The organism is Klebsiella sp. MBT K-1, from assembly GCF_002556465.1.
In the GTDB taxonomy this organism is placed as follows: domain Bacteria; phylum Pseudomonadota; class Gammaproteobacteria; order Enterobacterales; family Enterobacteriaceae; genus Klebsiella; species Klebsiella grimontii.
The window spans coordinates 182,974-207,241 of record NZ_PDEL01000009.1 but is presented as its reverse complement, the minus strand read 5'-3'; the positions used below and the strand labels follow the sequence as shown (position 1 = coordinate 207,241).

General features: G+C 53.5%; 21 protein-coding genes. 9 read left to right on the top strand and 12 right to left on the bottom strand.

All coding sequences use genetic code 11. The features are described 5' to 3' along the window. Positions 1–175: 175 nt before the first annotated feature. The 7 genes from ihfB to CMQ96_RS15585 form a co-directional block, all read right to left on the bottom strand. Positions 176–463: an integration host factor subunit beta gene (gene ihfB / locus CMQ96_RS15620; RefSeq protein WP_004100704.1), complete on the bottom strand. Its 288-nt coding sequence runs from the start codon at positions 461–463 to the stop codon at positions 176–178. A 150-nt stretch (positions 464–613) separates the two neighbouring features. Then, positions 614–2,287, bottom strand: a complete 1,674-nt coding sequence (gene rpsA / locus CMQ96_RS15615; protein ID WP_004100702.1) for a 30S ribosomal protein S1 — start codon at positions 2,285–2,287, stop codon at positions 614–616. Between the two features lie 137 nt (positions 2,288–2,424). Beyond that, positions 2,425–3,108, bottom strand: a complete 684-nt coding sequence (cmk, locus tag CMQ96_RS15610) for a (d)CMP kinase (protein ID WP_024360075.1) — start codon at positions 3,106–3,108, stop codon at positions 2,425–2,427. Between the two features lie 171 nt (positions 3,109–3,279). Continuing rightward, complete coding sequence (locus tag CMQ96_RS15600; protein WP_098067012.1) at positions 3,280–4,047, bottom strand: M48 family metallopeptidase; 768 nt, start codon at positions 4,045–4,047, stop codon at positions 3,280–3,282. 147 nt (positions 4,048–4,194) lie between these two features. After that, a complete protein-coding gene (gene aroA, locus CMQ96_RS15595; RefSeq protein WP_024360077.1) occupies positions 4,195–5,478 on the bottom strand; it encodes a 3-phosphoshikimate 1-carboxyvinyltransferase in 1,284 nt (427 codons plus the stop codon). 72 nt (positions 5,479–5,550) lie between these two features. Continuing rightward, the gene (gene serC, locus CMQ96_RS15590) at positions 5,551–6,639 is read right to left on the bottom strand and encodes a 3-phosphoserine/phosphohydroxythreonine transaminase (protein ID WP_024360078.1); all 1,089 of its coding nucleotides are present in this window, start codon (positions 6,637–6,639) and stop codon (positions 5,551–5,553) included. Positions 6,640–6,825: 186 nt separating this feature from the next. Further along, positions 6,826–7,518, bottom strand: coding sequence for a DUF421 domain-containing protein (locus CMQ96_RS15585; protein WP_024360079.1), 693 nt, complete (start codon positions 7,516–7,518; stop codon positions 6,826–6,828). Positions 7,519–7,632: 114 nt separating this feature from the next. Here CMQ96_RS15585 and ycaO point away from each other — a divergent pair, with 114 nt between their 5' ends. From ycaO to pflA, 4 genes are all read left to right on the top strand, one after another. Further along, positions 7,633–9,393 (top strand): 30S ribosomal protein S12 methylthiotransferase accessory factor YcaO, encoded by a 1,761-nt coding sequence (ycaO, locus tag CMQ96_RS15580; RefSeq protein WP_098067011.1) that lies wholly within the window; start codon positions 7,633–7,635, stop codon positions 9,391–9,393. A 382-nt stretch (positions 9,394–9,775) separates the two neighbouring features. After that, positions 9,776–10,633, top strand: coding sequence for a formate transporter FocA (gene focA / locus CMQ96_RS15575; RefSeq protein ID WP_004849465.1), 858 nt, complete (start codon positions 9,776–9,778; stop codon positions 10,631–10,633). Between the two features lie 51 nt (positions 10,634–10,684). After that, positions 10,685–12,967: a formate C-acetyltransferase gene (gene pflB / locus CMQ96_RS15570; protein ID WP_024360081.1), complete on the top strand. Its 2,283-nt coding sequence runs from the start codon at positions 10,685–10,687 to the stop codon at positions 12,965–12,967. A 203-nt stretch (positions 12,968–13,170) separates the two neighbouring features. Next, positions 13,171–13,911, top strand: a complete 741-nt coding sequence (gene pflA, locus CMQ96_RS15565) for a pyruvate formate lyase 1-activating protein (protein WP_004871674.1) — start codon at positions 13,171–13,173, stop codon at positions 13,909–13,911. Positions 13,912–13,964: 53 nt separating this feature from the next. Here pflA and CMQ96_RS15560 read toward each other — a convergent pair whose 3' ends face one another. Continuing rightward, positions 13,965–14,822 (bottom strand): MurR/RpiR family transcriptional regulator, encoded by an 858-nt coding sequence (locus CMQ96_RS15560; RefSeq protein WP_098066999.1) that lies wholly within the window; start codon positions 14,820–14,822, stop codon positions 13,965–13,967. Positions 14,823–14,944: 122 nt separating this feature from the next. On the opposite strand from CMQ96_RS15560, the gene CMQ96_RS15555 reads away from it, so the two are divergent. From CMQ96_RS15555 to CMQ96_RS15535, 5 genes are read left to right on the top strand one after another with little or no spacing between them, the layout of a single operon-like run. Next, positions 14,945–15,220: a PTS sugar transporter subunit IIB gene (locus CMQ96_RS15555; RefSeq protein WP_004100672.1), complete on the top strand. Its 276-nt coding sequence runs from the start codon at positions 14,945–14,947 to the stop codon at positions 15,218–15,220. 17 nt (positions 15,221–15,237) lie between these two features. Next, a complete protein-coding gene (locus CMQ96_RS15550; protein ID WP_004871676.1) occupies positions 15,238–16,503 on the top strand; it encodes a PTS ascorbate transporter subunit IIC in 1,266 nt (421 codons plus the stop codon). Between the two features lie 12 nt (positions 16,504–16,515). Further along, positions 16,516–17,313: a transketolase gene (locus tag CMQ96_RS15545; protein ID WP_004871681.1), complete on the top strand. Its 798-nt coding sequence runs from the start codon at positions 16,516–16,518 to the stop codon at positions 17,311–17,313. Continuing rightward, on the top strand, positions 17,313–18,224 hold the full coding sequence (locus CMQ96_RS15540) for a transketolase family protein (protein ID WP_024360083.1): 912 nt from the start codon (positions 17,313–17,315) through the stop codon (positions 18,222–18,224). The genes CMQ96_RS15545 and CMQ96_RS15540 overlap by 1 nt, the downstream gene beginning before the upstream one ends. A 42-nt stretch (positions 18,225–18,266) precedes the next feature. Then, complete coding sequence (locus CMQ96_RS15535) at positions 18,267–18,704, top strand: PTS sugar transporter subunit IIA (protein WP_098066998.1); 438 nt, start codon at positions 18,267–18,269, stop codon at positions 18,702–18,704. A gap of 42 nt (positions 18,705–18,746) precedes the next feature. On the opposite strand, the gene CMQ96_RS15530 is transcribed toward CMQ96_RS15535, so the two are convergent. From CMQ96_RS15530 to dmsA, 4 genes are all read right to left on the bottom strand, one after another. After that, positions 18,747–19,895: an MFS transporter gene (locus CMQ96_RS15530; protein ID WP_098066997.1), complete on the bottom strand. Its 1,149-nt coding sequence runs from the start codon at positions 19,893–19,895 to the stop codon at positions 18,747–18,749. Between the two features lie 274 nt (positions 19,896–20,169). Next, positions 20,170–21,033, bottom strand: a complete 864-nt coding sequence (locus CMQ96_RS15525) for a dimethyl sulfoxide reductase anchor subunit family protein (protein WP_098066996.1) — start codon at positions 21,031–21,033, stop codon at positions 20,170–20,172. A 1-nt stretch (position 21,034) separates the two neighbouring features. After that, positions 21,035–21,652: a DMSO/selenate family reductase complex B subunit gene (locus tag CMQ96_RS15520; protein ID WP_004871693.1), complete on the bottom strand. Its 618-nt coding sequence runs from the start codon at positions 21,650–21,652 to the stop codon at positions 21,035–21,037. A 10-nt stretch (positions 21,653–21,662) separates the two neighbouring features. Continuing rightward, on the bottom strand, positions 21,663–24,101 hold the full coding sequence (gene dmsA, locus CMQ96_RS15515) for a dimethylsulfoxide reductase subunit A (protein ID WP_064410962.1): 2,439 nt from the start codon (positions 24,099–24,101) through the stop codon (positions 21,663–21,665). Positions 24,102–24,268: the final 167 nt, after the last annotated feature.

Below are 24,268 nucleotides of genomic sequence, written 5' to 3'. Positions count from 1 at the left end.
AGGCTGTCTCTGAGGACGGAGAGAAACTGCATCGCGCTATCCAGAGAATTTACTTTTCTGGTGCAACAGAACCTGCGTTTTGCGAGGTAGCTTCAAAGAGAGATTAAAAGTCATAAAAAAAGCACCCGAGGGTGCTTTTTTAACGTTTAAGTATGTTGTCGCCGATCGGCGAAACTTACTCTTCGTAAATATTGGCGCGGTCGCGTAATTCTTTGCCCGGCTTAAAGTGCGGAACGTATTTACCTTCCAGTTCAACTTTATCGCCAGTTTTTGGGTTACGCCCGGTGCGGGGTGCTCGATAATGCAGAGAGAAGCTGCCGAAACCGCGGATTTCAATGCGCTCGCCTTGAGCAAGCGTTGAGGCCATATGCTCCAGCATTTCTTTAACAGCATCTTCCACTGCTTTCGCAGGAATGTGAGATTGCTGGCTGGCAAGTCTTTCTATCAATTCTGACTTGGTCATTATTCCTCCGGTTTCCTTCAAGGCAAAATTAGCTAACAGCTTAAACAAGGGCGGCCGTAGCCGCCCTTTGTGCTTGATTACAGGACGAATCCCGCAATCTGTCAAGTAAACTCGTCGTAATTCAGGTTGTTGTCACCCGAAAGACTAAGATTACTCGCCTTTAGCTGCTTTGAAAGCTTCAGCCATTGCGTTGTTAGAGAAGTTTGCATCTTCCTGTTTGTTAACAGTTGCGATTGCATCTTTCTCGTCAGCTTCGTCTTTCGCACGAACAGACAGGCTGATTGCGCGGTTTTTACGATCAACGCCGGTGAATTTAGCTTCAACGTCGTCGCCAACGCTCAGAACCAGAGTTGCATCTTCAACGCGGTCACGGGAAGCTTCAGAAGCGCGCAGGTAACCTTCAACGCCGTCAGCCAGCTCTACGGTTGCGCCTTTAGCGTCAACTGCAGTCACTTTACCGTTTACGATTGCGCCTTTCTTGTTCAGTGCAACCCAGTTGTTGAACGGATCTTCTGCGAGCTGTTTAACGCCCAGAGAGATACGCTCACGCTCTGCGTCAACCTGCAGAACAACTGCTGCGATTTCGTCGCCTTTTTTGTATTCACGAACTGCTTCTTCGCCTGCAACGTTCCAGGAGATGTCAGACAGGTGAACCAGGCCGTCGATGCCGCCGTCCAGGCCGATGAAGATACCGAAGTCAGTGATAGACTTGATTTTACCTTCAACACGGTCACCCTTGTTGTGGGTTTCCGCAAACTGCTGCCATGGGTTGTTTTTGCACTGCTTCAGGCCCAGGGAGATACGACGACGTTCTTCGTCGATATCCAGAACCATAACTTCCACTACATCGCCAACGTTAACAACTTTGGACGGGTGGATGTTTTTGTTGGTCCAGTCCATTTCGGAAACGTGAACCAGGCCTTCAACGCCTTCTTCGATTTCAACGAAGCAGCCGTAGTCGGTCAGGTTGGTCACGCGACCGGTCAGTTTGGTACCTTCCGGATAACGTTTAGCGATAGCTACCCACGGATCTTCGCCCAGCTGTTTCAGGCCCAGAGATACACGAGTACGTTCGCGGTCGAACTTCAGCACTTTAACAGTGATTTCGTCGCCAACGTTTACGATTTCGCTCGGATGCTTAACGCGTTTCCATGCCATATCGGTAATGTGCAGCAGGCCGTCAACGCCGCCCAGATCAACGAATGCACCGTAGTCAGTGAGGTTCTTAACGATACCTTTAACTTCCATGCCTTCCTGCAGGTTTTCCAGCAGCTGATCGCGCTCTGCGCTGTTTTCGGATTCGATAACGGCACGACGAGAAACAACAACGTTGTTACGTTTCTGGTCCAGCTTGATGACTTTGAATTCAAGCTCTTTGCCTTCCAGGTGCAGCGTGTCGCGCACCGGACGAACGTCTACCAGGGAGCCCGGCAGGAACGCACGAATACCATTCAGCTCAACAGTGAAGCCACCTTTAACTTTGCCGTTGATAATACCGACTACAGTTTCAGCGTCTTCGTAAGCTTTTTCCAGCGTGATCCAAGCTTCGTGACGTTTAGCTTTCTCACGGGACAGCAGGGTTTCACCGAAGCCGTCTTCTACTGCATCCAGAGCAACGTCAACTTCGTCACCAACCTGGATTTCCAGCTCGCCCTGGGCGTTTTTGAACTGCTCTGCCGGAATGGCAGACTCAGATTTCAGACCGGCGTCAACCAGTACTACGTCTTTGTCGATAGCAACAACAACACCACGAACGATGGAACCCGGACGGGTTTCGATTGTTTTTAAGGATTCTTCAAATAGTTGAGCAAAAGATTCAGTCATGTTTAATCTTCAGGTTTCATATTTAACGTCCACCTGGCTCCATGCCGGATGGGGTTGTTTAACATACCCGCTAACACTCCATTGCTGCGGGGGTACTGCTAAAATTCGGAGGCTCTTGTGCTTTTTCGATAAGACGATTAAGCGGAAGCCAGTTTTTCGCGCGCATATTGTAGCGCTTTTTCAATCACTTGCTCAATGTTTAGTTCTGTTGAATCAAGAACTAAGGCATCGGCAGCCGGGATCAGCGGCGCGACTGTACGATTGCGATCGCGATCGTCGCGCTCTTTTATCTCGGATAAAAGGCGATCAAAGTTAACACTAAAGCCCTTTTCCTGCAACTGGAGCATGCGGCGATGAGCACGTTCTTCCGCGGAAGCGTCAAGGAAAATTTTCACCGGCGCATCAGGGAATACGACGGTGCCCATATCGCGTCCGTCGGCGATCAGGCCCGGCAATTCGCGAAAGGCTCGCTGGCGGCGGAGCAATGCTTCACGCACGCGAGGAAAAGCAGCCACTTTAGATGCCGTGTTGGCAACATCCTGAGTGCGAATTTCAGCGCTAACATCCTCCCCCTCCAGAACCACTTCCAGGCTACCGTCAGTGGAGACAAAACGCACATCCAGGTGCGCAGCCAGCGGCACCAGCGCCTCTTCGGATTCAACATCCACATGATGATGTAGGGCCGCGAGAGCAAGCACGCGATAAATCGCCCCAGAATCGAGCAGATGCCAGCCCAGCGTTTCTGCCATTGCCTTGCATAAGGTGCCTTTGCCCGCACCGCCAGGCCCATCAATGGTGATTACCGGAACTGTTGCCGTCATCTTTTTCTCCTTCAGCAGGGCGCATCAATATATAAACGCCGCGCATTATACGCATCTCTACGACAGAAAGTGAGCATTGCTTGTAAATTACGGATAACAGGAAATCTCCTGCGGAAGAATTGTGCAATTATAGCGGGCTGTCAGAGCAACAGCCCGGAAGATGATGTCGTTTTACTGTTTATCTGCGGCGATACGGTCGCGAATATGCTGCGCGCGTTCTGTTGAAGGTGGGTGTGAATCGAACAGAGATTTGCTACGCCCGGCGTCAAGACTGGCCAGTTTTTCGAAGCTTCCCACCAAGCCTTGGGTGCTGATTTTGCGCTTCTTCAGCAAATCGTAAGAGAAATCATCGGCGTCCGACTCCTGCGAACGAGAGAAGGCTGAGTTGATCATCCCCTCGCCAATGTCGCCCAACTGGGATTTTGACAGACTTGCAGCCGCTCTGCCGGTTGCCGAAATGGCATCACGCGCGGCGACGGTTGCATACGCGGTTTGCATCGCTTTACGCGAGTGGCCCAGCGCGACGTGACCCAGTTCATGGCCCAGTACAGCTTCAACTTCATTATCGGTCATCATGTCCATCAGGCCGCTATAGACGCGCACGCAGCCGTTGGCCATTGCCCAGGCATTGACATCTGACGTCATATAAACCTTATAGTTTACCGGGGTACCGTTGATGTTATTTCCAAGCGCTTTGGCAATTTTATTCAGACGTTTGGTGTACTTACTTGAAGCGCCGGCCTGTTTATTTTCGCTATCCATTTGCTTACAAGCATCGTCGGAAAGCGCTTTGACTTCAGCGTCAGAAAGCGTTGCCGCTTTGTAGGCCGTCATCCCTGAACTTACGAGGGCGTTGGTGTCCATCCCCTGCATATTTTTACAACCTGCCAACAACGTGGCGGAAACCGCTAAAGCCAGCATTACTTTTGTATTTCTCATATCAATCATCCATTGATTTTCATATTAAATGCTTATAAATCCTGCATTTACAAGCAGCCAAGGCTAGCATTTAGTTTCCCGCCCGACAAGCAGACATAAAAAAACGCCGACACGATGGTCGGCGTTTTTACCTTAAACTCACGTCATTCAGGCCGGCGTACTGATTCGCGCCAGCTGCTCGAAGTAGTCCGGGAACGTTTTCGCCGTACATTTCGGGTCAAGGATGGTGACCGGCGTATCGGAAAGTGCCACCAGCGAGAAGCACATTGCCATACGGTGGTCGTTCCAGGTGCCGATCTCAGCAAACTGAAGCTTCGCAGGTGGAGTAATGCGGATGTAATCCTCCCCCTCTTCAACCTCTGCTCCCACTTTACGTAGCTCCGTGGCCATAGCAAACAGACGGTCGGTCTCTTTGACCCGCCAGTTATAGATGTTGCGCAGAGTCGTGGTGCCTTTCGCAAACAGGGCTGCCGTGGCGATCGTCATCGCCGCGTCCGGAATATGATTCATATCCATATCGATGGCGTTCAGTTCACCATGGGTGCAGGCAATAAAGTCATCGCCCCAGGTAACGGTTGCGCCCATTTTTTCCAGCACATCGGCAAAACGGATATCACCCTGTACGCTGTTGCGGCCAATACCGGTGACCTTCACCGTACCGCCTTTGATCGCGCCAGCGGCGAGGAAGTAGGATGCCGAGGAGGCATCGCCTTCCACCAGATAGTCGCCCGGCGCGAGGTAGTGTTGATTGCCGCGCACGATAAAGCGCTGATAAGACTGGTTTTCAACCTCAACGCCAAAGGTTTTCATCAGGTGCAGCGTGATATCGATATAAGGTTTGGAAACCAGATCGCCTTTAATCACGATCGCGGTATCCTGCGGCGCCAGCGGAGCCGCCATCAGCAGCGCGGTCAGAAACTGGCTGGAAACGCTGCCGTCCACTTCAACCTGGCCGCCGCTGAAACCGCCGCGCAGGCGCAGCGGCGGGTAGTTTTCCTGCTCCAGGTAATCAATCTGCGCTCCGCCCTGACGCAGCGCGTCAACCAGGTGGCCAATCGGCCGCTCTTTCATTCGCGGTTCGCCGGTCAGCACAATATCGTTACGGCCTAAACATAACGCAGCCGCCAGCGGACGCATCGCCGTTCCAGCATTACCGAGGAACAGTTCTAGTGCTTCAGCCGCCTGCAGAGGGCCGCCGTTGCCGGTGACTTCACAGCGAGTACGATCGGAAGACAGGGTATAATGAACTCCCAGCGCGCTCAGGGCATTCAGCATGTGGCGTACATCGTCGCTATCCAGCAGGTTGGTCAGCACCGTAGTGCCCCGGGCCAAAGCCGCCAGCAGCAAGGCACGGTTAGAAACACTCTTGGACCCGGGCAGGTTAATCGTGCCATCTACGCGTGCGATGGGTTGTAACGTCAGGGATTCCATTAAACTCAACTCTCAAACAAACAGAATAAAAACCCCGCAGAGCGGCTGCGGGGATGAAAAACACGACAGCGATTAACCGTGACGGCGTTCGAAGTCCTGCATAAAGTCGGTCAGCGCCTTCACGCCCGCCAGCGGCATGGCGTTATAGATGGAAGCACGCATGCCGCCCACGACGCGGTGGCCTTTCAGCGCATGCAGACCGGCGGCAAAGGACTCTTCGAGGAACAGTTTATCAAGCGCACTGTCCGCCAGCTGGAACGGCACGTTCATGCGCGAGCGGTTCGCCGCAGCGACATCGTTGCGATAGAAAGCGCTGTTATCGATGGTGCTATAGAGCAGGTCGGCTTTCTGCTGGTTGATTTTATCCATAGCGGCAACCCCGCCCTGCTCTTTCAGCCATTTAAACACCAGACCTGACAGGTACCAGGCAAATGTCGGCGGCGTGTTAAACATGGAGTCATTGGCGGACAGAATGGAGTAATCCAGAATCGATGGGCAGGCTACACTGGCTTTACCCAGCAGATCTTCGCGCACAATAATCAGCGTCAGACCAGCAGGGCCGATGTTTTTCTGCGCGCCGGCGTAGATCACGCCATAGCGGCTAACGTCAATTTCACGGGATAAAATCGTCGATGACAAATCCGCCGTGACGACCACATCGTCGCCAAAGTTTGGCGCTTCTTCAATGGCAATACCGTCAATGGTTTCGTTCGGACAGTAGTGCAGGTAGGCAGCGCCCGGAGTCAGCTGCCATTCGCTCATCGGTTTAACCGCGCGCAGGCCGTCAACGGTAATTTTGGCGTCGATCACGTTCGGCGTGCAGTATTTATGCGCTTCTTTTACCGCGCTGGCCGCCCAGTAGCCGGCATCGACGTAGTCGGCAACGGTTTTATCGCCAAGCAGGTTCAGCGGGATACCGGCAAACTGTCCGCGACCGCCGCCGTGGCAGAATAAAACTTTATAATTGGAAGGAATATTGAGCAGGGAGCGAAAATCCTGTTCCGCCTCTTCAGCCACCTTAATGAACTCTTTGCCACGGTGGCTGATTTCCATCACCGACGTTCCCAAACCGTTCCAGTCGCACAGTTCCTTTTGCGCCAGTTTGAGTACTTCCGCCGGCAGCATTGCCGGGCCTGAACTGAAGTTATAGACCTGAGCCATTTCCCCTCACCACTTGCTATGTTATTTACCCGCGAACCGTCGCGGGCATAAGTTATTCCTGTGGCTATCGGTTTTATCATTCAGTGACACGCACCGCAATGGCTAAAACTGAGCGTCGGGGAAATGCGGCCTCGCTCACACAAAAGAATCTGCCAGCTTGACGTCATAAAACCGACATAATTGCTGTCAAGTGACTCTTTTTGCCCGGCTGACCTTCGACCATTCTGCATTTGCGCAGCGAGGGCATAATTGTTTATCCCCGGCGCGTAGCGTAAGGATTGCGCTACAGCGAACGCAGGCATAATGGTCGTCCCGGGGAATAGTGGTAAAACGATCGGTAAAGCGGGAAGGAAGAATGGAGAGTCCGGCTTTAACATCTTCATCCTCGTAGAAATAGAGGCTGATCTGGCCGTTAGTTTCCAGAATAGCCAGCCGCACCTGTCCCAGTTGTTCAACCCCGCTGATTCTCAGCTCCATAAAAAATTCAAATTCGGTCATGTTTTCCGCCTGCAGTTTCTCCCATGCCAGCTCGCCGTTTTCCACAACAATAATCGGCTTGCCTTCCAGCAGATCCTCAAGTTTTTCGCTATGCCCCATCAGCCACATAATCAATCGATACAGCAGCGCCAGCGTAATAAAAACCGCCAGTACCGGCAGCATAGGGACGTCATCGTAAAATGCGACGTCGCCCGCGGCCGAACCGAGAGTCAAAATGATGAGCACTTCGAACAGAGACATCTGACGAACGCCCCGCCGCCCGGTTATCTTGAGAAAAATAAATACCAGTACGAAGGTGTAGAGGCTCCGTAATGCCACCTCGGCCAGAAATTCCACGGGCACTTTATCCAGTGCCATACGATGCCAGTCAAATGTCTTCATGTTTTACGCCTGAACAGTTATTGAGTGACATAAGCATAGCCAGACGATGGAGATAGCACCCGTCATCTAAAACCCGTATCATTGCGCGCTTTACGTACGATAAAAGTGACCGCCATGACTCAAACATTTATACCCGGCAAAGATGCCGCCCTGGAAGATTCCATCGCTCGCTTCCAGCAGAAGTTGCTCGACCTCGGATTTGATATTGAAGAGGCCTCATGGCTCAACCCGGTACCGCACGTCTGGTCAGTGCATATCCGCGATAAAGAGTGCGCCCTGTGCTTCACCAACGGCAAAGGCGCCACCAAAAAAGCCGCGCTGGCCTCCGCGCTCGGAGAGTACTTTGAGCGCCTCTTGACTAACTATTTCTTTGCCGATTTCTGGCTGGGCGAGACCATCGCGAATGGCCCTTTCGTCCATTACCCTAATGAAAAATGGTTCCCGTTAACCGACGATGACGACGTGCCGGAAGGCCTGCTGGATGCCCGCCTGCGCGCGTTCTACGATCCTGACGAGCAGTTAACCGCCAGCATGCTGGTGGATCTGCAGTCTGGTAATGACGAGCGCGGCGTCTGTGGCCTGCCGTTCACCCGTCAGTCTGATGGTGAAACGATCTATATTCCGATGAATATCGTCGGCAACCTGTACGTTTCTAACGGGATGTCCGCGGGCAACACCCGCAACGAAGCCCGCGTTCAGGGGCTTTCGGAAGTGTTTGAACGCCATATTAAGAACCGCATTATCGCCGAGAGCATCAGCCTGCCGGAGATCCCTGCGGAGGTGATGGCGCGGTATCCGGGCGTAGTAGAATCGATCAATAAGCTGGAGGCCGAAGGATTCCCGATTTTCGCATATGATGGTTCGCTCGGCGGCAAATATCCGGTTATCTGCGTCGTACTGTTTAACCCGGCTAACGGCACCTGTTTCGCCTCTTTCGGCGCACATCCCGATTTCGGCGTGGCGCTGGAACGTACCGTTACCGAACTGCTACAGGGCCGCAGCCTGAAAGATCTCGACGTTTTCACGCCGCCAACCTTCGATGATGAAGAAGTCGCCGAACATGCGAACCTTGAAACGCACTTTATCGACTCCAGCGGCCTGATCTCCTGGGATATGTTTAAGCAGGATGCCGACTATCCGTTCGTGGACTGGAGCTTCTCCGGGACCACGGATGAAGAGTTCGCCACTCTGATGGCTATCTTTAAACAAGAAGATAAAGAAGTTTACATCGCCGATTACGAACACCTGAGCGTCTACGCCTGCCGAATCATTGTCCCGGGCATGTCTGATATCTATCCGGCGGAAGACCTTTGGCTGGCGAATAACAGCATGGGCGCGCCTCTGCGGGAAACGATTCTTTCCCTGCCGGAAAGCGAGTGGGAAAAAGAAGATTATCTGGCGCTTATCGAACAAATGGACGATGAAGGCCTCGATGATTTCACCCGCGTGCGCGAACTGCTGGGTCTGGCGACCGGCAAAGACAACGGCTGGTATACCCTGCGCATTGGCGAGCTGAAAGCAATGCTGGCGCTGGCGGGCGGCGATCTCGAGCAGGCGTTGATCTGGACCGAGTGGACGATGGAGTTCAACGCCTCCATCTTTAGCGCCGAGCGCGCCAATTACTACCGCTGCCTGCAAACCCTGCTGCTACTGAGCCAGGAAGAAGAGCGTCAGCCGCTGCAGTATCTGAACGCTTTTGTGCGCATGTACGGCGCCGATGCCGTAGAAGCTGCCAGCGCCGCGCTCAGCGGAGAAGCACCGTTTTATGGGCTGCAGGCCGTTGACAGCGATTTGATGGCTTTCCCGGCTCATCAGTCGTTATTGAAGGCCTATGAAAAGCTACAGCGCGCGAAAGCCGCATTTTGGGCGAAATAAAGCGTTTCTTCCGTTAAAATGACGATAACAGGGGGTCGACTGCGACCCCTTTTTCCTGTTTTGCACTATTTCCGCCGATGTTGTAGCTATAAAGTTAATTAGTGGTGAGAAATAATAAAATACTGCCGCAAATATTGTTAATTTTAATAAAAATACCCCATTTTAATTAACCGAAAAACGGGGGCAAAATGAAAATAATCAACATTATTTGTAAATTTTAAAATTTATTTTTTTATTAAAAAACAAAAAGTTAACTCAATAAATAAGCAAATCCACACACTAAAAAGGCCTATAGTTCCGGTAGGATATGATCTACATCAAATTCCCTTCTATAATGCTTTGTTAGTATCTCACCGCCAACTTACATAAAGAGAGAGTTAGTGTGAAAGCTGACAACCCTTTTGATCTTTTACTCCCTGCTGCCATGGCGAAAGTCGCCGAAGAAGCGGGCGTCTATAAAGCGACAAAACATCCGATAAAGACGTTTTATCTGGCTATCACCGCAGGTGTCTTCATCTCTATCGCTTTTGTTTTCTATATTACCGCGACAACCGGCACGGCCGGGATGCCATTCGGGGTTGCCAAACTGATTGGGGGCATCTGCTTCTCACTGGGTTTGATTCTCTGCGTTATTTGCGGTGCCGACCTGTTTACCTCAACCGTTCTTATCGTTGTCGCGAAAGCCAGCGGAAGAATCACATGGGGTCAACTGGCGAAAAACTGGCTCAACGTCTATGTTGGTAACCTGATTGGTTGCTTACTGTTTGTATTGCTGATGTGGCTTTCAGGCGAATATATGACTGCCAACGGTCAATGGGGACTTAACGTTCTGCAAACCGCCGACCACAAAATGCACCATACTTTTGTTGAAGCCGTGTGCCTGGGTATCCTGGCAAACCTGATGGTCTGCCTTGCGGTATGGATGAGTTACTCCGGCCGTAGCCTGATGGATAAAGCCATGATTATGGTTTTACCGGTGGCAATGTTTGTTGCCAGCGGGTTTGAGCATAGTATCGCGAACATGTTTATGATCCCGCTGGGTATCGTTATCCGCGACTTTGCAAGCCCGGAATTCTGGACCGCAGTTGGTTCAACTCCGGAAAGTTTCTCTCACCTGACCGTCATGAACTTCATCACTGATAACCTGATTCCGGTAACTATCGGGAACATCATCGGCGGTGGTCTGCTGGTTGGGTTGACATACTGGGTCATTTACCTGCGTGGCGACGACCATCACTAAGGGTTGTTTCAGGCAGTAAATAAAAAATCCACTTAAGAAGGTAGGTGTTACATGTCCGAGCTTAATGAAAAGTTAGCCACAGCCTGGGAAGGTTTTGCGAAAGGTGACTGGCAGAACGAAGTCAACGTACGCGACTTCATCCAGAAAAACTATACCCCGTACGAAGGTGACGAGTCCTTCCTGGCTGGCGCAACTGACGCGACCACCAAGCTGTGGGACACCGTAATGGAAGGCGTTAAACAGGAAAACCGCACTCACGCGCCTGTTGATTTTGATACTTCCCTTGCGTCCACCATCACTTCTCATGACGCTGGCTACATCGAGAAAGGTCTCGAGAAAATCGTTGGCCTGCAGACTGAAGCGCCGCTGAAACGTGCGATTATCCCGTTCGGTGGTATCAAAATGGTAGAAGGTTCCTGCAAAGCGTACGATCGCGAGCTGGACCCGATGCTGAAGAAAATCTTCACCGAATACCGCAAAACTCATAACCAGGGCGTGTTTGACGTATACACCAAAGACATCCTGAACTGCCGTAAATCTGGCGTTCTGACTGGTCTGCCGGATGCCTATGGCCGTGGTCGTATCATCGGTGACTACCGTCGCGTTGCGCTGTACGGTATCGACTTCCTGATGAAAGACAAATACGCTCAGTTCGTTTCTCTGCAAGAGAAACTGGAAAACGGCGAAGATCTGGAAGCAACCATCCGTCTGCGTGAAGAAATCTCTGAACAGCACCGCGCGCTGGGTCAGATCAAAGAAATGGCGGCTAAATACGGCTGCGATATCTCTGGTCCTGCAACCACCGCTCAGGAAGCTATCCAGTGGACCTACTTCGGTTACCTGGCTGCCGTTAAATCTCAGAACGGCGCAGCAATGTCCTTCGGTCGTACCTCCAGCTTCCTGGACATCTTCATCGAACGTGACCTGAAAGCCGGTAAAATCACCGAGCAAGACGCACAGGAAATGATTGACCACCTGGTCATGAAACTGCGTATGGTTCGTTTCCTGCGTACTCCTGAATATGATGAACTGTTCTCTGGCGACCCGATTTGGGCAACCGAATCTATCGGCGGTATGGGCGTTGACGGCCGTACTCTGGTCACCAAAAACAGCTTCCGTTTCCTGAACACCCTGTACACCATGGGGCCGTCTCCGGAGCCGAACATCACCATTCTGTGGTCTGAAAAACTGCCGCTGAGCTTCAAAAAATACGCTGCGAAAGTGTCCATCGATACCTCTTCTCTGCAGTACGAGAACGATGATCTGATGCGTCCTGACTTCAACAACGATGACTACGCTATCGCTTGCTGCGTAAGCCCGATGGTTGTTGGTAAGCAAATGCAGTTCTTCGGTGCTCGCGCTAACCTGGCGAAAACCATGCTGTACGCAATCAACGGCGGCGTTGATGAAAAACTGAAAATGCAGGTTGGTCCTAAATCTGAACCGATCAAAGGCGACGTCCTGAACTTCGACGAAGTGATGGAGCGCATGGATCACTTCATGGACTGGCTGGCTAAACAGTACGTCACTGCGCTGAACATCATCCACTACATGCACGACAAGTACAGCTACGAAGCTTCACTGATGGCGCTGCACGACCGTGATGTTATCCGCACCATGGCATGCGGTATCGCAGGTCTGTCCGTTGCGGCTGACTCCCTGTCCGCAATCAAATATGCGAAAGTTAAACCGATTCGTGACGAAAACGGTCTGGCTGTCGACTTCGAAATCGAAGGTGAATACCCGCAGTTTGGTAACAACGACTCTCGCGTCGATGATATGGCCGTTGACCTGGTTGAACGTTTCATGAAGAAAATTCAGAAACTGCACACCTACCGCAACGCTATCCCGACTCAGTCCGTGCTGACCATCACCTCTAACGTTGTGTATGGTAAGAAAACCGGTAACACCCCTGACGGTCGTCGCGCTGGCGCTCCGTTCGGACCAGGTGCTAACCCGATGCACGGTCGTGACCAGAAAGGTGCTGTTGCCTCTCTGACCTCCGTTGCGAAACTGCCGTTTGCTTACGCGAAAGATGGTATTTCTTACACCTTCTCTATCGTGCCGAACGCGCTGGGCAAAGACGACGAAGTGCGTAAAACTAACCTCGCCGGCCTGATGGATGGTTACTTCCACCACGAAGCGTCCATCGAAGGCGGTCAGCATCTGAACGTCAACGTCATGAACCGCGAGATGCTGCTCGACGCGATGGAAAACCCGGAAAAATATCCGCAGCTGACCATCCGCGTATCCGGCTACGCAGTACGTTTTAACTCCCTGACTAAAGAACAGCAGCAGGACGTGATTACTCGTACCTTCACTCAGACCATGTAATGGTATTGACTGAAATCGTACAGTAATAAGCGTACAATAAAGGCTCCACGCAAGTGGGGCCTTTTTAGCAATATCATCCTGCCCCAGTCTCTTTTGTCTGCTGTCTATACTTTATGGATAACAGCCAAAACAGACTCGACATAGCCTTTGAGCTGTGCATCTACATAGGCCCCGGATGGGCCAAATTCGGAGATATCACCGCAATGTCAACAATTGGTCGCATTCACTCCTTTGAATCCTGTGGCACCGTCGATGGCCCGGGGATCCGCTTTATCACCTTCTTCCAGGGCTGCCTGATGCGCTGCCTCTATTGCCACAACCGCGACACCTGGGATACCCACGGCGGCAAAGAGATTACCGTTGAAGAGCTGATGAAAGAGGTGGTGACCTATCGCCACTTTATGAACGCTTCCGGCGGCGGCGTGACGGCATCCGGCGGCGAGGCTATCCTGCAGGCCGAATTTGTTCGCGACTGGTTCCGCGCCTGCAAGAAAGAAGGTATTCATACCTGTCTCGATACCAACGGCTTTGTGCGCCGCTACGACCCGGTTATTGATGAACTGCTGGAAGTCACCGATCTGGTGATGCTCGATCTCAAGCAAATGAATGATGAAATTCACCAGAATCTGGTTGGCGTCTCTAACCATCGGACGCTGGAGTTTGCCCGTTACCTGTCAAACAAAAACATCAACGTCTGGATCCGCTACGTTGTGGTCCCGGGCTGGTCCGACGACGACGATTCCGCGCATCGCCTGGGCGAGTTTACCCGTGACATGGGCAACGTCGAGAAGATTGAACTGCTGCCGTACCACGAGCTGGGCAAACACAAATGGGTAGCCATGGGCGAAGAGTACAAGCTGGATGGCGTCCATCCGCCGAAGAAAGAGACCATGGAACGCGTGAAGGGTATTCTCGAGCAGTACGGTCATAAGGTGATGTACTAAGGTTATCTCCCGGTAGACCTTGCGCTACCGGGTTTCTCCTCCAGCGATAAGCATCAGGACATAAAATATTCCGACAGCTTATTCGCCACGCTCTCAATTGAGAAAATCCGCTTCTGATGCGCTTTACGATATTCCGCATAGCGTTCATCCTGCTCTTCAAGCGCGCTCAGTATCCGGTCAGCCACCATCATTGCCCCGGCAATTTCCGCAAACCCCGATTCGCCTTCCCCTTGTAGGGCCACCGCCGCCTGAAGATTCCAGTCAGACAAACGGGCCAGCGGCGCAAACGTCCCGCGGGTCAGCGACAATATTTTAACGCCCTGCTGCTTTGCCAGCGACAGGGCCTGCATCATATCCGCCGACGCCTGTTCGCTATGCACCACAATAATGCCGGTTTTCTGGTTATCAGAAAGCAACGGCATCGCCGCCGGGTAGGAGCGATCGACAAAGCTTGCCGCCTTACCCATATTGATGAGGTTCATCTGCAGGAATAACGCCACCGGCACCGCCGTGCCCACGGCATAGATAGCGATGCTGTTCAGGGCGTTAAGCCAGTCAGCCGCGGCTTTCAGCTCCTGGCTATCGACAATGGCATTACTGTCGCGAATGCTCGCCAGCACCGGCGCAATCTCTTCGCTCTCGTGGCTACCGCTATCTTCCAAACGCGCGGCGCCCTGCTCCATCGCCAGCGCGGTTCTGAAATCCGAGAAACCTTTAAAACCAAAGGCCCGACAAAAACGGGTGATGCTGCCCTCACTGGTATCAATGGAGTCGGCCAGTTCTGAAATCGTGTGACGCATCACAAAGTCAGGATTCTCCGTAATAAAACGGCCCACTTTCTCCAGTATTGGGCTTAGCCCTGAAGCTCCATTTCTTATGCTAATCAACAAGTTGTTGTCTATATAGCTCATTTTTCGCCCTATTTGCTCAAAATGCAAACACAGTCACATCTTTCGGCCTGCGGTAAAGATAATAATTATTATCTCACATAAACAAATAAAAATAATTATTTTTACACACAGGAGAACATCGAATGAAAGGTCTCATAGTCTGTCGTACCGGTATGGGCAGCTCCTTAATGCTCAAAATCAAAGCCCAAAAAATCATCGACAAACACGGCTGGGATATCGAATTGGAACACGACGTCCTCTCAGGCTTACGCACCTGGCGAGACATTGATTTTGTCATCACTATGCGCGATCTCACCGATGAAGTCGAAGCCGCCGGATTCAGAGCTGTCGGCATTACCGACCTGATGAACAGTGAAGAGATGGAGTCTGCGCTCACTGACATCGTTCAAAGCAACTAACCTCTCCCGGAGGCAATATGGATTTCCTCAGATTTATTGTATTCGACATTCTGGGCGTAACCCCACTTTTAGTTGGCTTTATTGCATTAATCGGCCTGTTAATCCAACGTAAGCCGATTGAAAAAGTGCTTTCCGGCACCTTCAAGACCATCGTCGGTTTTCTGGTTTTCGCCGGCGGCGCCGGTCTGGCGGTCACTTCCCTGGGTAATTTTCAGACCTTATTCAGCGATGGATTTGGCCTTAAGGGCGTAATGCCGCTGGCGGAAGCGCTAACCGGACTGGCGCAAACCAAATTCGCCATGTGCGTATCGCTAATCATGGTGATTGGCTTTGGCTGGAACCTGTTCTTTGCCCGCGTGACGCCGTTTAAATACATCTTTCTGACCGGGCAACATAACCTTTATCTCTCCGCGCTGCTTACCGTGACGCTGAAGGCGCTGGGCTACAGCGACATGACGACCATCATTGTCGGCTCCGTCCTGCTGGGTCTCGCCGCCTGCCTCTATCCGGCTATTGCGCAGCCGTGGATGCGAAAAATTACCGGTAACGATGAGATCGCGATGGGGCACTACGTCACCCTGGCCTACGCCGCATCCGGCTGGATCGGCTCAAAGGTCGGCGATCCTAAACAATCTACCGAAAAGCTGAATCTCCCCGGCTGGCTGGGGATCTTTAAAGACTACATCGTCTCAGTGTCGATCTCGGTGAGCATTTTCTATTACATCGCCGCGCTCGCTGCCGGGAAAGCCGCGGTCACCGCTGCGGCCGGCGGGATGCACTGGCTGGTTTACCCGCTCTTTCAGTCGCTGACCTTTACCGCCTCGCTGTACATCATTATTACCGGCGTACGCCTGCTGCTGTCAGAAATTGTTCCGGCCTTCCTTGGCATCTCGGAAAAGTTTATCCCTAACGCCAAACCCGCGCTTGATTGTCCGGTGGTCTTTCCCTACGCCCCGACCGCCACGGTGCTGGGGTTTATCTCTTCGTTTGTCGGCGGGCTGGTGGTGATGGGCTTTCTGGCGATCCTTGGCCAGACCGTGATTATCCCGGTAGCCATCCCCTACTTCTTCATCGGCGCGACCGCAGCGGTATTTGGTAATGCCTCCGGCGGCTGGAAAGGCGCGATTGCCGGGAGCTTCATCACCGGGATCCTGATCGGCATCGGCCCCGCGCTGATTTACCCGATTATGGAGTCCGTCGGTCTTTCAGGCACCAGCTTCCCGGAAACCGACTTCGTCGCGCTGGGTCTGGTCGTGTACTACATCGGCAAAATGCTGCCCTAAGAAGGAAAGAACATGAACATTGATGAACTGAAATCCCACGCGCTTGCCGCCCGCCGCGAGATCGTCACCCTGATTTACGAGTCCGGAATTGGCCATCCGGGCGGAGCATTATCGATAATCGACATTCTTACCTGGCTCTATTATCAAGAGGTCGATCTGGCCGCCTCTCCCCGCTCGCGCGTGGTGATGAGTAAAGGCCACGCCGTCGCCGCGCAGTACGCCATGCTGTACCAAAAAGGGAAGATCGATCGCAGCGAATTCTCTACGTTCCGACAGATCAACTCGCGTCTGCAGGGTCACCCGAGCATAAAGTCGCTACCCGAGGTCGATGCAACGACCGGCCTGCTGGGCCAGGGGCTGTCGATTGCTTTGGGTATGGCGGCCGCCAAAAAGCGGCGCAACGATCCGCACCGGGTGTTTGCCATCGTTGGCGATGGTGAAATGCATGAAGGCCAAATCTGGGAGACGCTACAGCAGGCCGGGCATATGAAAATGGATAACCTGGTCGCCATCATCGATTACAACGGCTTCTCTTCCCACGATCCGGTCAATGAAGTCGTTAACCTCGAGCCGCTGGCGGACAAAATCCGCAGCTTTGGCTGGCATGTACTGGAACTGCATAACGGCAATGATATGCATCAGGTTGCCGATACCCTGATGCTATCCCGCCACCTGAAAGGTAAACCTGTCGCTATCGTGGCGCACACCACCAAAGGCTCCGGCGTCAGCTATATGGAAAACAACGGCGACTGGCACTCAAAAACCCCGAGTAAAGAACAATTTCAGCAGGCAATGGAGGAGTTACAGTGATGAAAGCGCCCCGTGATGAGATCGGTAATGCCCTGATTGACCTTAAAGAAAAGGGCTATCCCGTCGTTGTTATCGACAGCGATTTAGCCAGCTCCACCCGTACTGACCAGTTTCAGGCCGTCTATCCAGAGGCTTTTTTCGAAATGGGCATTGCGGAAGGTTCCGCCATGAGCTTCGCGGTCGGCCAGGCGCTGGAGGGCTTTATGCCCTTCTACGTCAACTTTGCCATGTTCGTCACCGGCACCGCCTGGACCCAGCTGCGGCAGGCGTGCTATGCCAAAGCCAATATTAAACTCGTCGGTAGCCACCCCGGTATGGATGATGGTCCGGACGGCGCTTCGCATCATGCGCTGGAGGATTTAGCGCTGACCCGCGTCCTCCCGGGATTAACCATTCTGACCCCGGCAGATGCGGAGGAGATCGCCGAGGCCTTTGAGCAAGCGGCCAAAATAAAGGGCCCCGTCTATATTCGCGTGGCGCGCGAGCCGATGCCGGTTCGCGATAAAAGCGTCGTTCCGCGGGTCAGCGATATCGCCGCCATCGCCGATAGCGGCGCCGATTTCGCGATTCTGTTTGAAGGGACGGTGCTGGAGCAGGCTACCGATGGCTATGAAAAGCTGATCGCCAGCGGCAAAAAAGGCAAGCTTATTCACGTTGCAACCCTCAAGCCCTTTAACGAGCAGGCATTTTATCGGCTGGTTGAAGGCTGCCCGCTTATCGCTACGCTTGAAAATCACACGGTAAACGGCGGCCTCGGCGGACTGATCGCGGAAACCCTGGCGCAAAAGGCGCATCCGGCCCGCCTCACTCGGCTGGGAACGCCGGACACATTTACCGAATCGGGTAATAGCAGGCAGCTAAAAGCGAAATACGGCATCTCGGGAGAAGCGCTATTTAACGCTCTACGCTAACCACCAGGCGAGCCGGTCAGCTCGCGCGTAAAGGGAACATATATGGAAGAGACGCTATTTTCCGCCTGTCAGTTCACCAGCGACAGCCTGAACTGGCGCAGCGCCGTTCAGCTCGCCTGCCGCCCGCTTGAGCAGCAGGGAAAAATCACCGGAAGCTATGCCAGGGCTATTATCAGCGCCACGGAGCAGGATGGTCCCTGGTATATACTGAGCCCGGCGTTTGCGCTACCGCACGCGCGACCGGAAGCCGGAGTGCTGAGCAGAAACAGCGCGCTTTCGCTGCTTTGCTGTAGCAAGGCCGTTGATTTTCCGCAGCATCCCGGTATTCGGCTGATAGTCGTACTGGCGGCGGCCGATAGCGAACAGCATATTCAGACAATCCAGCGGTTAGTCAGTTGGCTGGATGAGGAGGACAGACTACGGCGATTCACCGAGGTTCACAATCAGGCCCAGCTTGAAGCGCTTCTCGCTTCGCATTAATCGATAGCCAGGGGCGCCTCTCCTGGCTATTTTCGACCACAATCAGGCGTGAGCAACCGGCGTAGGGTGATGCCCCGCTTTGCGCAGCAGCGTCAGCAGGTAGATGAAGGACACGCTGGCTATCATGATAAACAGCAGATTGTCAGAGAAATTCTGCATCAGCATCGCGGTCAGCGTTGGCCCAAGCAGGCTGCCCACGGTATAGCTCAGTAACAGCGCCTGGTTCATCGCCACCAGCTGATGACGCTCCACTTTTTCACAGGCCCAGGCCATAGCGACCGGATAGAGCGTGAAGCCGGAAGCGCCCAGCACGAACAGCGCAGGCGCCATTGCGGCCTGGCTTAACATCGCCAGACAGCCGAGAATCACCACAAACACCTGGACGCGTAGAACCAGCAGGCGACCGTAGCGATCGGCGAGCCGACCAATCGGCCACTGCCCAACGATGCCTGCGCTCACCATCACCGCCATCCAGAAGCCGATGCCGGAATCGCTGACGCCCTGGTGGTTAAGCCACAGCGGCATCAGGCCATACAGCGAGCCGAGCACGATACCGGAAATAATGCAGCCGTTGACCCCGTGACGGGCCTGACGCAGCCTTAACATTGGCCAGATACGCGCCGGTTCGTGCGGCTCATCGCCCCGAGTCGCCACGCGAGCAAACAGCAGCGGCAGAATGGCCGCCAGAGCCAGCGCCGTCACCCACGGCAGGACGCTCATCACATCCGTCGGCAGTTTGCTGACCATTAACTGGCCCAGCACCGTGCCAACGTAATAAATCATCATATACGCCGCCAGCAGGCGACCGCGGCTCCGCGAAGTGCCGCTACAGACCAGCGCGCTCTCCACCACCACCCAAATCATCGCGCAGCCGACGCCCGCGATAAAGCGCCAGCTGAACCAGCTCCAGAAGCCAAGCGTAATGCCGAGCCCAACGCAGCCCACGGCAAAAATAATGGATGCCAGATAATAGCTACGATTAAAACCCAGACGCTTAATCACCCATCCGGCGAGCAATGTCCCCACCAGATTACCGGTAAAGTAGGACGACCCTACCATGCCGACCTGCCAGGTCGGCATATTTTCATGGGCGAGCCAAAGCGGGACAAGCGTATTTAAAACCGCTATCGCCAGGGTCAACAGAAGCAGGCCACAGAGCAACATTTGCACTGGCCGGGTGTAGATGGTCATGGATATAAACCGTGATGGAGTTCAGATTTCGTGCGCATCATGCCACTGCTGCAAACATTGTCAATCCACCTGAAATCAGGCGTGACGCGGTTTGCGGGCGTACGATAGAAGTTTTTTATCCAGCGGATCGGCAACAGAATAGTTGTTTATATTATTCCATTGTTTTTATTAATTTATTAGGAAAATGAGGTGGGAGTATCGGTAGAAATATTTCATGAATCGACCGCACTTTTTATCGCGCCAGAAAGTAATATCCTGGCGCGATAAAGGGCGGTTAGCTGGCGATTGCCATCCCTACGGTCATATGCAGGCCGTAGAAGACGCCGCGGCCGATCATCTCGCCGACCAGCATTAGCACAAAAGCCAGCCCCAGCATCGGCAATGCGGGCTGATAGCCTTTGAGCTGCGGAGCGATCCAGCAGACCAGGGCCAACGCCAGCGCAACCAGACGCCAGGCCATTAGCGAGCCGTAGTCCGGCACCAGCGCGGAAGCTTGCTGGATGGAGCTATGGATTGTCGCCAGCTCGCTTCCCTGCATTAGCCCCACGCTCGCGCTAATCACCAGCGCCAGCAGGGTCACCGCCGGCAGCAGGCGCATCGCCCAGCCGGTAACGTCCGCAACGCGCAGCAGCAGATATCCCAGCAGCGGACCGCCGATAAACATCGTCAGGAAGAAACTCAGCGGCGTCCAGACCGTATACCAGGTGGGTACCGTATCAATAGTGTTATAGACGCGGACCATCATCCAGACAAAGATAACCCCCAGCACCATGGTAATAATCAGCCAGAGATGACGCAGTCCCGCCGGTAGCTTATTGACCACCGCCAGCAGCCAGCCAATACCGCCGACAGCAAAGAAAAGCGCCCCGCTGGCGATTTCATTGCTGAGCGACGAGGCCCCTACGCGATTGAGCGAGTTAAACGCGCGCATGGGCGACCCAAGATGCAGGGTTGAGGCAATAAAGCCCACGCCCATCAGCACCCACAGGCCAAACATGCTCCACACCACGCGCTGCTGCTGTTCACGCGATAAGTCGCCTTTCATGAGCACCAGAGCCAGTACAATAAAGCCGCCCACCACGCACTGACCAAAGACCGTGAAAATAATCAGCGGCCATTCATGCCATCCACTCCCCATCTCACACCTCCTTCGGGTTAGCCAGATAGCCGGTGGTATCTCCACACGGTCGGCTGTTGGCGTTAGGTTTAATCACAATACTTGGTTTAGTGAAGTGGGCCGAAGGCAGCGGCGCAACGGCAGCCAGCTGGCCGTGTTTTTTACGCAGCTCTTCAATCGGGCCAAAATCAAGCGCGCGGAGCGGACAGGACTCCACGCAAATCGGCTTTTTGCCCTCGGCGACGCGTTCGTGGCAGCCGTCGCATTTGGTCATATGCCCTTTTGCCGCATTGTACTGCGGCGCGCCGTACGGGCAGGCCATATGGCAATAGCGACAGCCGATACAGACATCCTCATCGACAACGACAAAGCCATCTTCACGTTTATGCATCGCCCCGCTCGGGCAAACTTTGGTGCAGGCCGGATCTTCACAATGGTTGCAGGCGATAGAGAGGTAATAGGCAAACACGTTCTGCTGCCAGACACCGTTATCTTCCTGCCAGTCGCCGCCCGCGTATTCGTAGATACGACGGAAACTCACCTCCGGCGTGAGGTTTTTGTAGTCTTTGCATGCCAGTTCGCAGGTTTTGCAACCGGTGCAACGGGCGGAATCAATAAAAAATCCATATTGAGTTGTCATCGGTCACTCCTTACAGCTTTTCAACCTGGACGAGGTTGGTATGCGATGGATTGCCTTTCGCCAGCGGCGATGGGCGTTGGGTGGTCAGCACGTTAATGCTGCCAGCCTGATCCACGCGACCGGCGTCCGGGTTATACCAGGCCCCCTCACCCAGCGCGACCACGCCCGGTATCATTCGCGGGGTCACTTTGGCTTCGATATGCACTTCACCGCGATCGTTAAAAATGCGGATCCGATCGCCATTGGCGATACCGCGCTTCTGCGCATCAAGTGGGTTGATCCACATCTCCTGACGGCACGCGGCTTTCAGTACGTCAACGTTGCCGTAGGTGGAGTGAGTGCGGGCTTTGTAGTGAAAGCCGGTCAGCTGCAGCGGATATTTTTTAGCCAGCGGATCGTCATAATTTTCAAACCCAGGGCTGTAGATCGGCAGCGGGTCGATAACATCCTCTTCTTTCAGCTCCCAGGTCGCCGCGATTTCCGCCAGCTGCGCAGAGTAAATTTCAATTTTCCCTGACGGGGTCGTTAACGGATTGGCGGCAGGATCTTCACGGAAAGCCTTATAGGCAACGTGGTGGCCTTGCGGATCGCGCTGTTTGAAGATCCCCTGCTTGCGGAATTCATCAAACGGCGGCAGCGCCGGGATCGCTTTACGGGATTGCTCATAGAGGTGACGCAGCCACTCTTCCTGAGTGCGGCCTTCGGTGAAGCGTTGCTCAACGCCCATGCGCTTCGCCAGCTCGGTAGTCATCTCATAGATGGTTTTGCACTCAAAACGCGGTTTGATGGCCTGGTCGGCAAAAATCACGTAGGACATGTTGCCGCAGGAAGCATCGAGGGCAAAATCCATCTGCTCCGAGGCGGTACAATCCGGCAGCAGAATATCGGCATATTTCGCAGACGAGGTCATATGGCAATCAATGACCACAATCATCTCGCACTTTTTGTCATCCTGGAGGATGTCATGGGTACGGTTGATTTCTGAATGCTGGTTAATCAAGCAGTTACCGGCATAGTTCCAGACCATTTTGATGGGGACGTCGAGCTTATCTTTACCACGCACGCCGTCGCGTAGTGCGGTCATTTCCGCTCCGCGCTCAATCGCATCGGTCCACATAAACATGGAAATACTTGTTTCAACCGGGTTATCCAGCGTCGGCATGCGCTCAAACGGCAGCGAGTAAGAGCCTTCACGCGCGCCGGTATTCCCGCCGTTGATTCCAACGTTGCCGGTTAAGATCGCCAGCATGGAAATCGCGCGAGAAACCAGCTCGCCGTTAGCATGGCGCTGCGGGCCCCATCCCTGAGAAATATAGGCAGGTTTTGCGCCGGCGATTTCACGCGCCAGCTGCACGATACGCGCCTGAGGAATGCCGGTAATCGTCGACGCCCACTCTGGGGTCTTCGCGATACCGTCTTTGCCCTGACCGAGAATATAGGCCTTATAGTGACCATTGGCCGGCGCGCCTTCCGGCAGCGTTTTCTCGTCATAGCCTACGCAGTACTTGTCGAGGAAAGGCTGGTCTACGAGATTCTCGTTAATCATCACCCACGCCAGCGCCGAGACCAGCGCGGCATCGGTTCCGGGGCGGATAGGGATCCACTCATCTTCGCGTCCGGCACCGGTGTCGGTATAGCGTGGATCGATAATAATCAGTCTGGCGTTGGATTTCTCCCGCGCCTGTTCCAGGTAGTAGGTCACCCCGCCGCCGCTCATCCGGGTTTCCCCCGGGTTATTGCCAAACAGCACCACCAGCTTGCTGTTTTCGATATCCGACGGGCTATTGCCATCGGCCCAGCCGCCGTAGGTGTAGTTCAGTCCCGCGGCGATTTGAGCGGTGGAGTAGTCACCGTAATGGTTGAGGTAACCGCCGCAGCAGTTCATCAGACGGGCAATCAGGGTTTTCCCCGGCGGCCATGAGCGAGTCAGGGTTCCGCCGAGGGTTCCCGTTCCGTAGTTCAGATAGATGGACTCATTACCGTACTCTTTTATCAGGCGCTGCATATTGCTGGCGATAGTATCGAACGCTTCTTCCCAGCTGATGCGTTCGAATTTGCCCTCTCCGCGTTTGCCCACCCGCTTCATCGGATATTTCAGGCGATCCGGGTTGTAGACGCGCCGACGCATCGAGCGACCGCGCAGACAGGCGCGAACCTGGTGCAAGCCGTCGTAGTTATCGTCACCGGTATTGTCTGTTTCAACATATTTAATCTCACCATCAACCACATGCATCCGCAGCGGGCAGCGGCTTCCGCAGTTCACCGTACAGGCGCTCCAGGTGAGCGTTTCGCTGACAGGGTTGAGGTTGTCTGCGGCATGGGCAATGCGCGTGAAGGGTAAGGTAAAAGCGCTGCTGGCCATCACCAGCCCGCCAATCGCCGTGGTTTTCATTAAACCACGCCGGCTCACCTCGGCAGCCAGTAAAGCATCGGGGGTTTTGATTTTCATAGATACTCGCTTCGGTTGCTCACAATGAACTTAAAGCCGTTATATAGTTATTGATACAACGAAATTAGTCTTTATTAGTTTTTTATGCTGGATAATCCAAAGGGAGTATCTTCGTAATCGCGAAGTCGATTATTGCCCGGTATCAAGAAGGGGGTAAAAAAAAAGCG

What these genes read in the sequence shown, in the direction of transcription:
- ihfB (WP_004100704.1), bottom strand. Translation starts at nt 463, where the DNA reads ATGACCAAGTCAGAATTGATAGAAAGACTTGCCAGCCAGCAATCTCAC.
- rpsA (WP_004100702.1), bottom strand. Translation starts at nt 2,287, where the DNA reads ATGACTGAATCTTTTGCTCAACTATTTGAAGAATCCTTAAAAACAATC.
- cmk (WP_024360075.1), bottom strand. Translation starts at nt 3,108, where the DNA reads ATGACGGCAACAGTTCCGGTAATCACCATTGATGGGCCTGGCGGTGCG.
- CMQ96_RS15600 (WP_098067012.1), bottom strand. Translation starts at nt 4,047, where the DNA reads ATGAGAAATACAAAAGTAATGCTGGCTTTAGCGGTTTCCGCCACGTTG.
- aroA (WP_024360077.1), bottom strand. Translation starts at nt 5,478, where the DNA reads ATGGAATCCCTGACGTTACAACCCATCGCACGCGTAGATGGCACGATT.
- serC (WP_024360078.1), bottom strand. Translation starts at nt 6,639, where the DNA reads ATGGCTCAGGTCTATAACTTCAGTTCAGGCCCGGCAATGCTGCCGGCG.
- CMQ96_RS15585 (WP_024360079.1), bottom strand. Translation starts at nt 7,518, where the DNA reads ATGAAGACATTTGACTGGCATCGTATGGCACTGGATAAAGTGCCCGTG.
- ycaO (WP_098067011.1), top strand. Translation starts at nt 7,633, where the DNA reads ATGACTCAAACATTTATACCCGGCAAAGATGCCGCCCTGGAAGATTCC.
- pflB (WP_024360081.1), top strand. Translation starts at nt 10,685, where the DNA reads ATGTCCGAGCTTAATGAAAAGTTAGCCACAGCCTGGGAAGGTTTTGCG.
- pflA (WP_004871674.1), top strand. Translation starts at nt 13,171, where the DNA reads ATGTCAACAATTGGTCGCATTCACTCCTTTGAATCCTGTGGCACCGTC.
- CMQ96_RS15560 (WP_098066999.1), bottom strand. Translation starts at nt 14,822, where the DNA reads ATGAGCTATATAGACAACAACTTGTTGATTAGCATAAGAAATGGAGCT.
- CMQ96_RS15555 (WP_004100672.1), top strand. Translation starts at nt 14,945, where the DNA reads ATGAAAGGTCTCATAGTCTGTCGTACCGGTATGGGCAGCTCCTTAATG.
- CMQ96_RS15550 (WP_004871676.1), top strand. Translation starts at nt 15,238, where the DNA reads ATGGATTTCCTCAGATTTATTGTATTCGACATTCTGGGCGTAACCCCA.
- CMQ96_RS15545 (WP_004871681.1), top strand. Translation starts at nt 16,516, where the DNA reads ATGAACATTGATGAACTGAAATCCCACGCGCTTGCCGCCCGCCGCGAG.
- CMQ96_RS15540 (WP_024360083.1), top strand. Translation starts at nt 17,313, where the DNA reads ATGAAAGCGCCCCGTGATGAGATCGGTAATGCCCTGATTGACCTTAAA.
- CMQ96_RS15535 (WP_098066998.1), top strand. Translation starts at nt 18,267, where the DNA reads ATGGAAGAGACGCTATTTTCCGCCTGTCAGTTCACCAGCGACAGCCTG.
- CMQ96_RS15530 (WP_098066997.1), bottom strand. Translation starts at nt 19,895, where the DNA reads ATGACCATCTACACCCGGCCAGTGCAAATGTTGCTCTGTGGCCTGCTT.
- CMQ96_RS15525 (WP_098066996.1), bottom strand. Translation starts at nt 21,033, where the DNA reads ATGGGGAGTGGATGGCATGAATGGCCGCTGATTATTTTCACGGTCTTT.
- CMQ96_RS15520 (WP_004871693.1), bottom strand. Translation starts at nt 21,652, where the DNA reads ATGACAACTCAATATGGATTTTTTATTGATTCCGCCCGTTGCACCGGT.
- dmsA (WP_064410962.1), bottom strand. Translation starts at nt 24,101, where the DNA reads ATGAAAATCAAAACCCCCGATGCTTTACTGGCTGCCGAGGTGAGCCGG.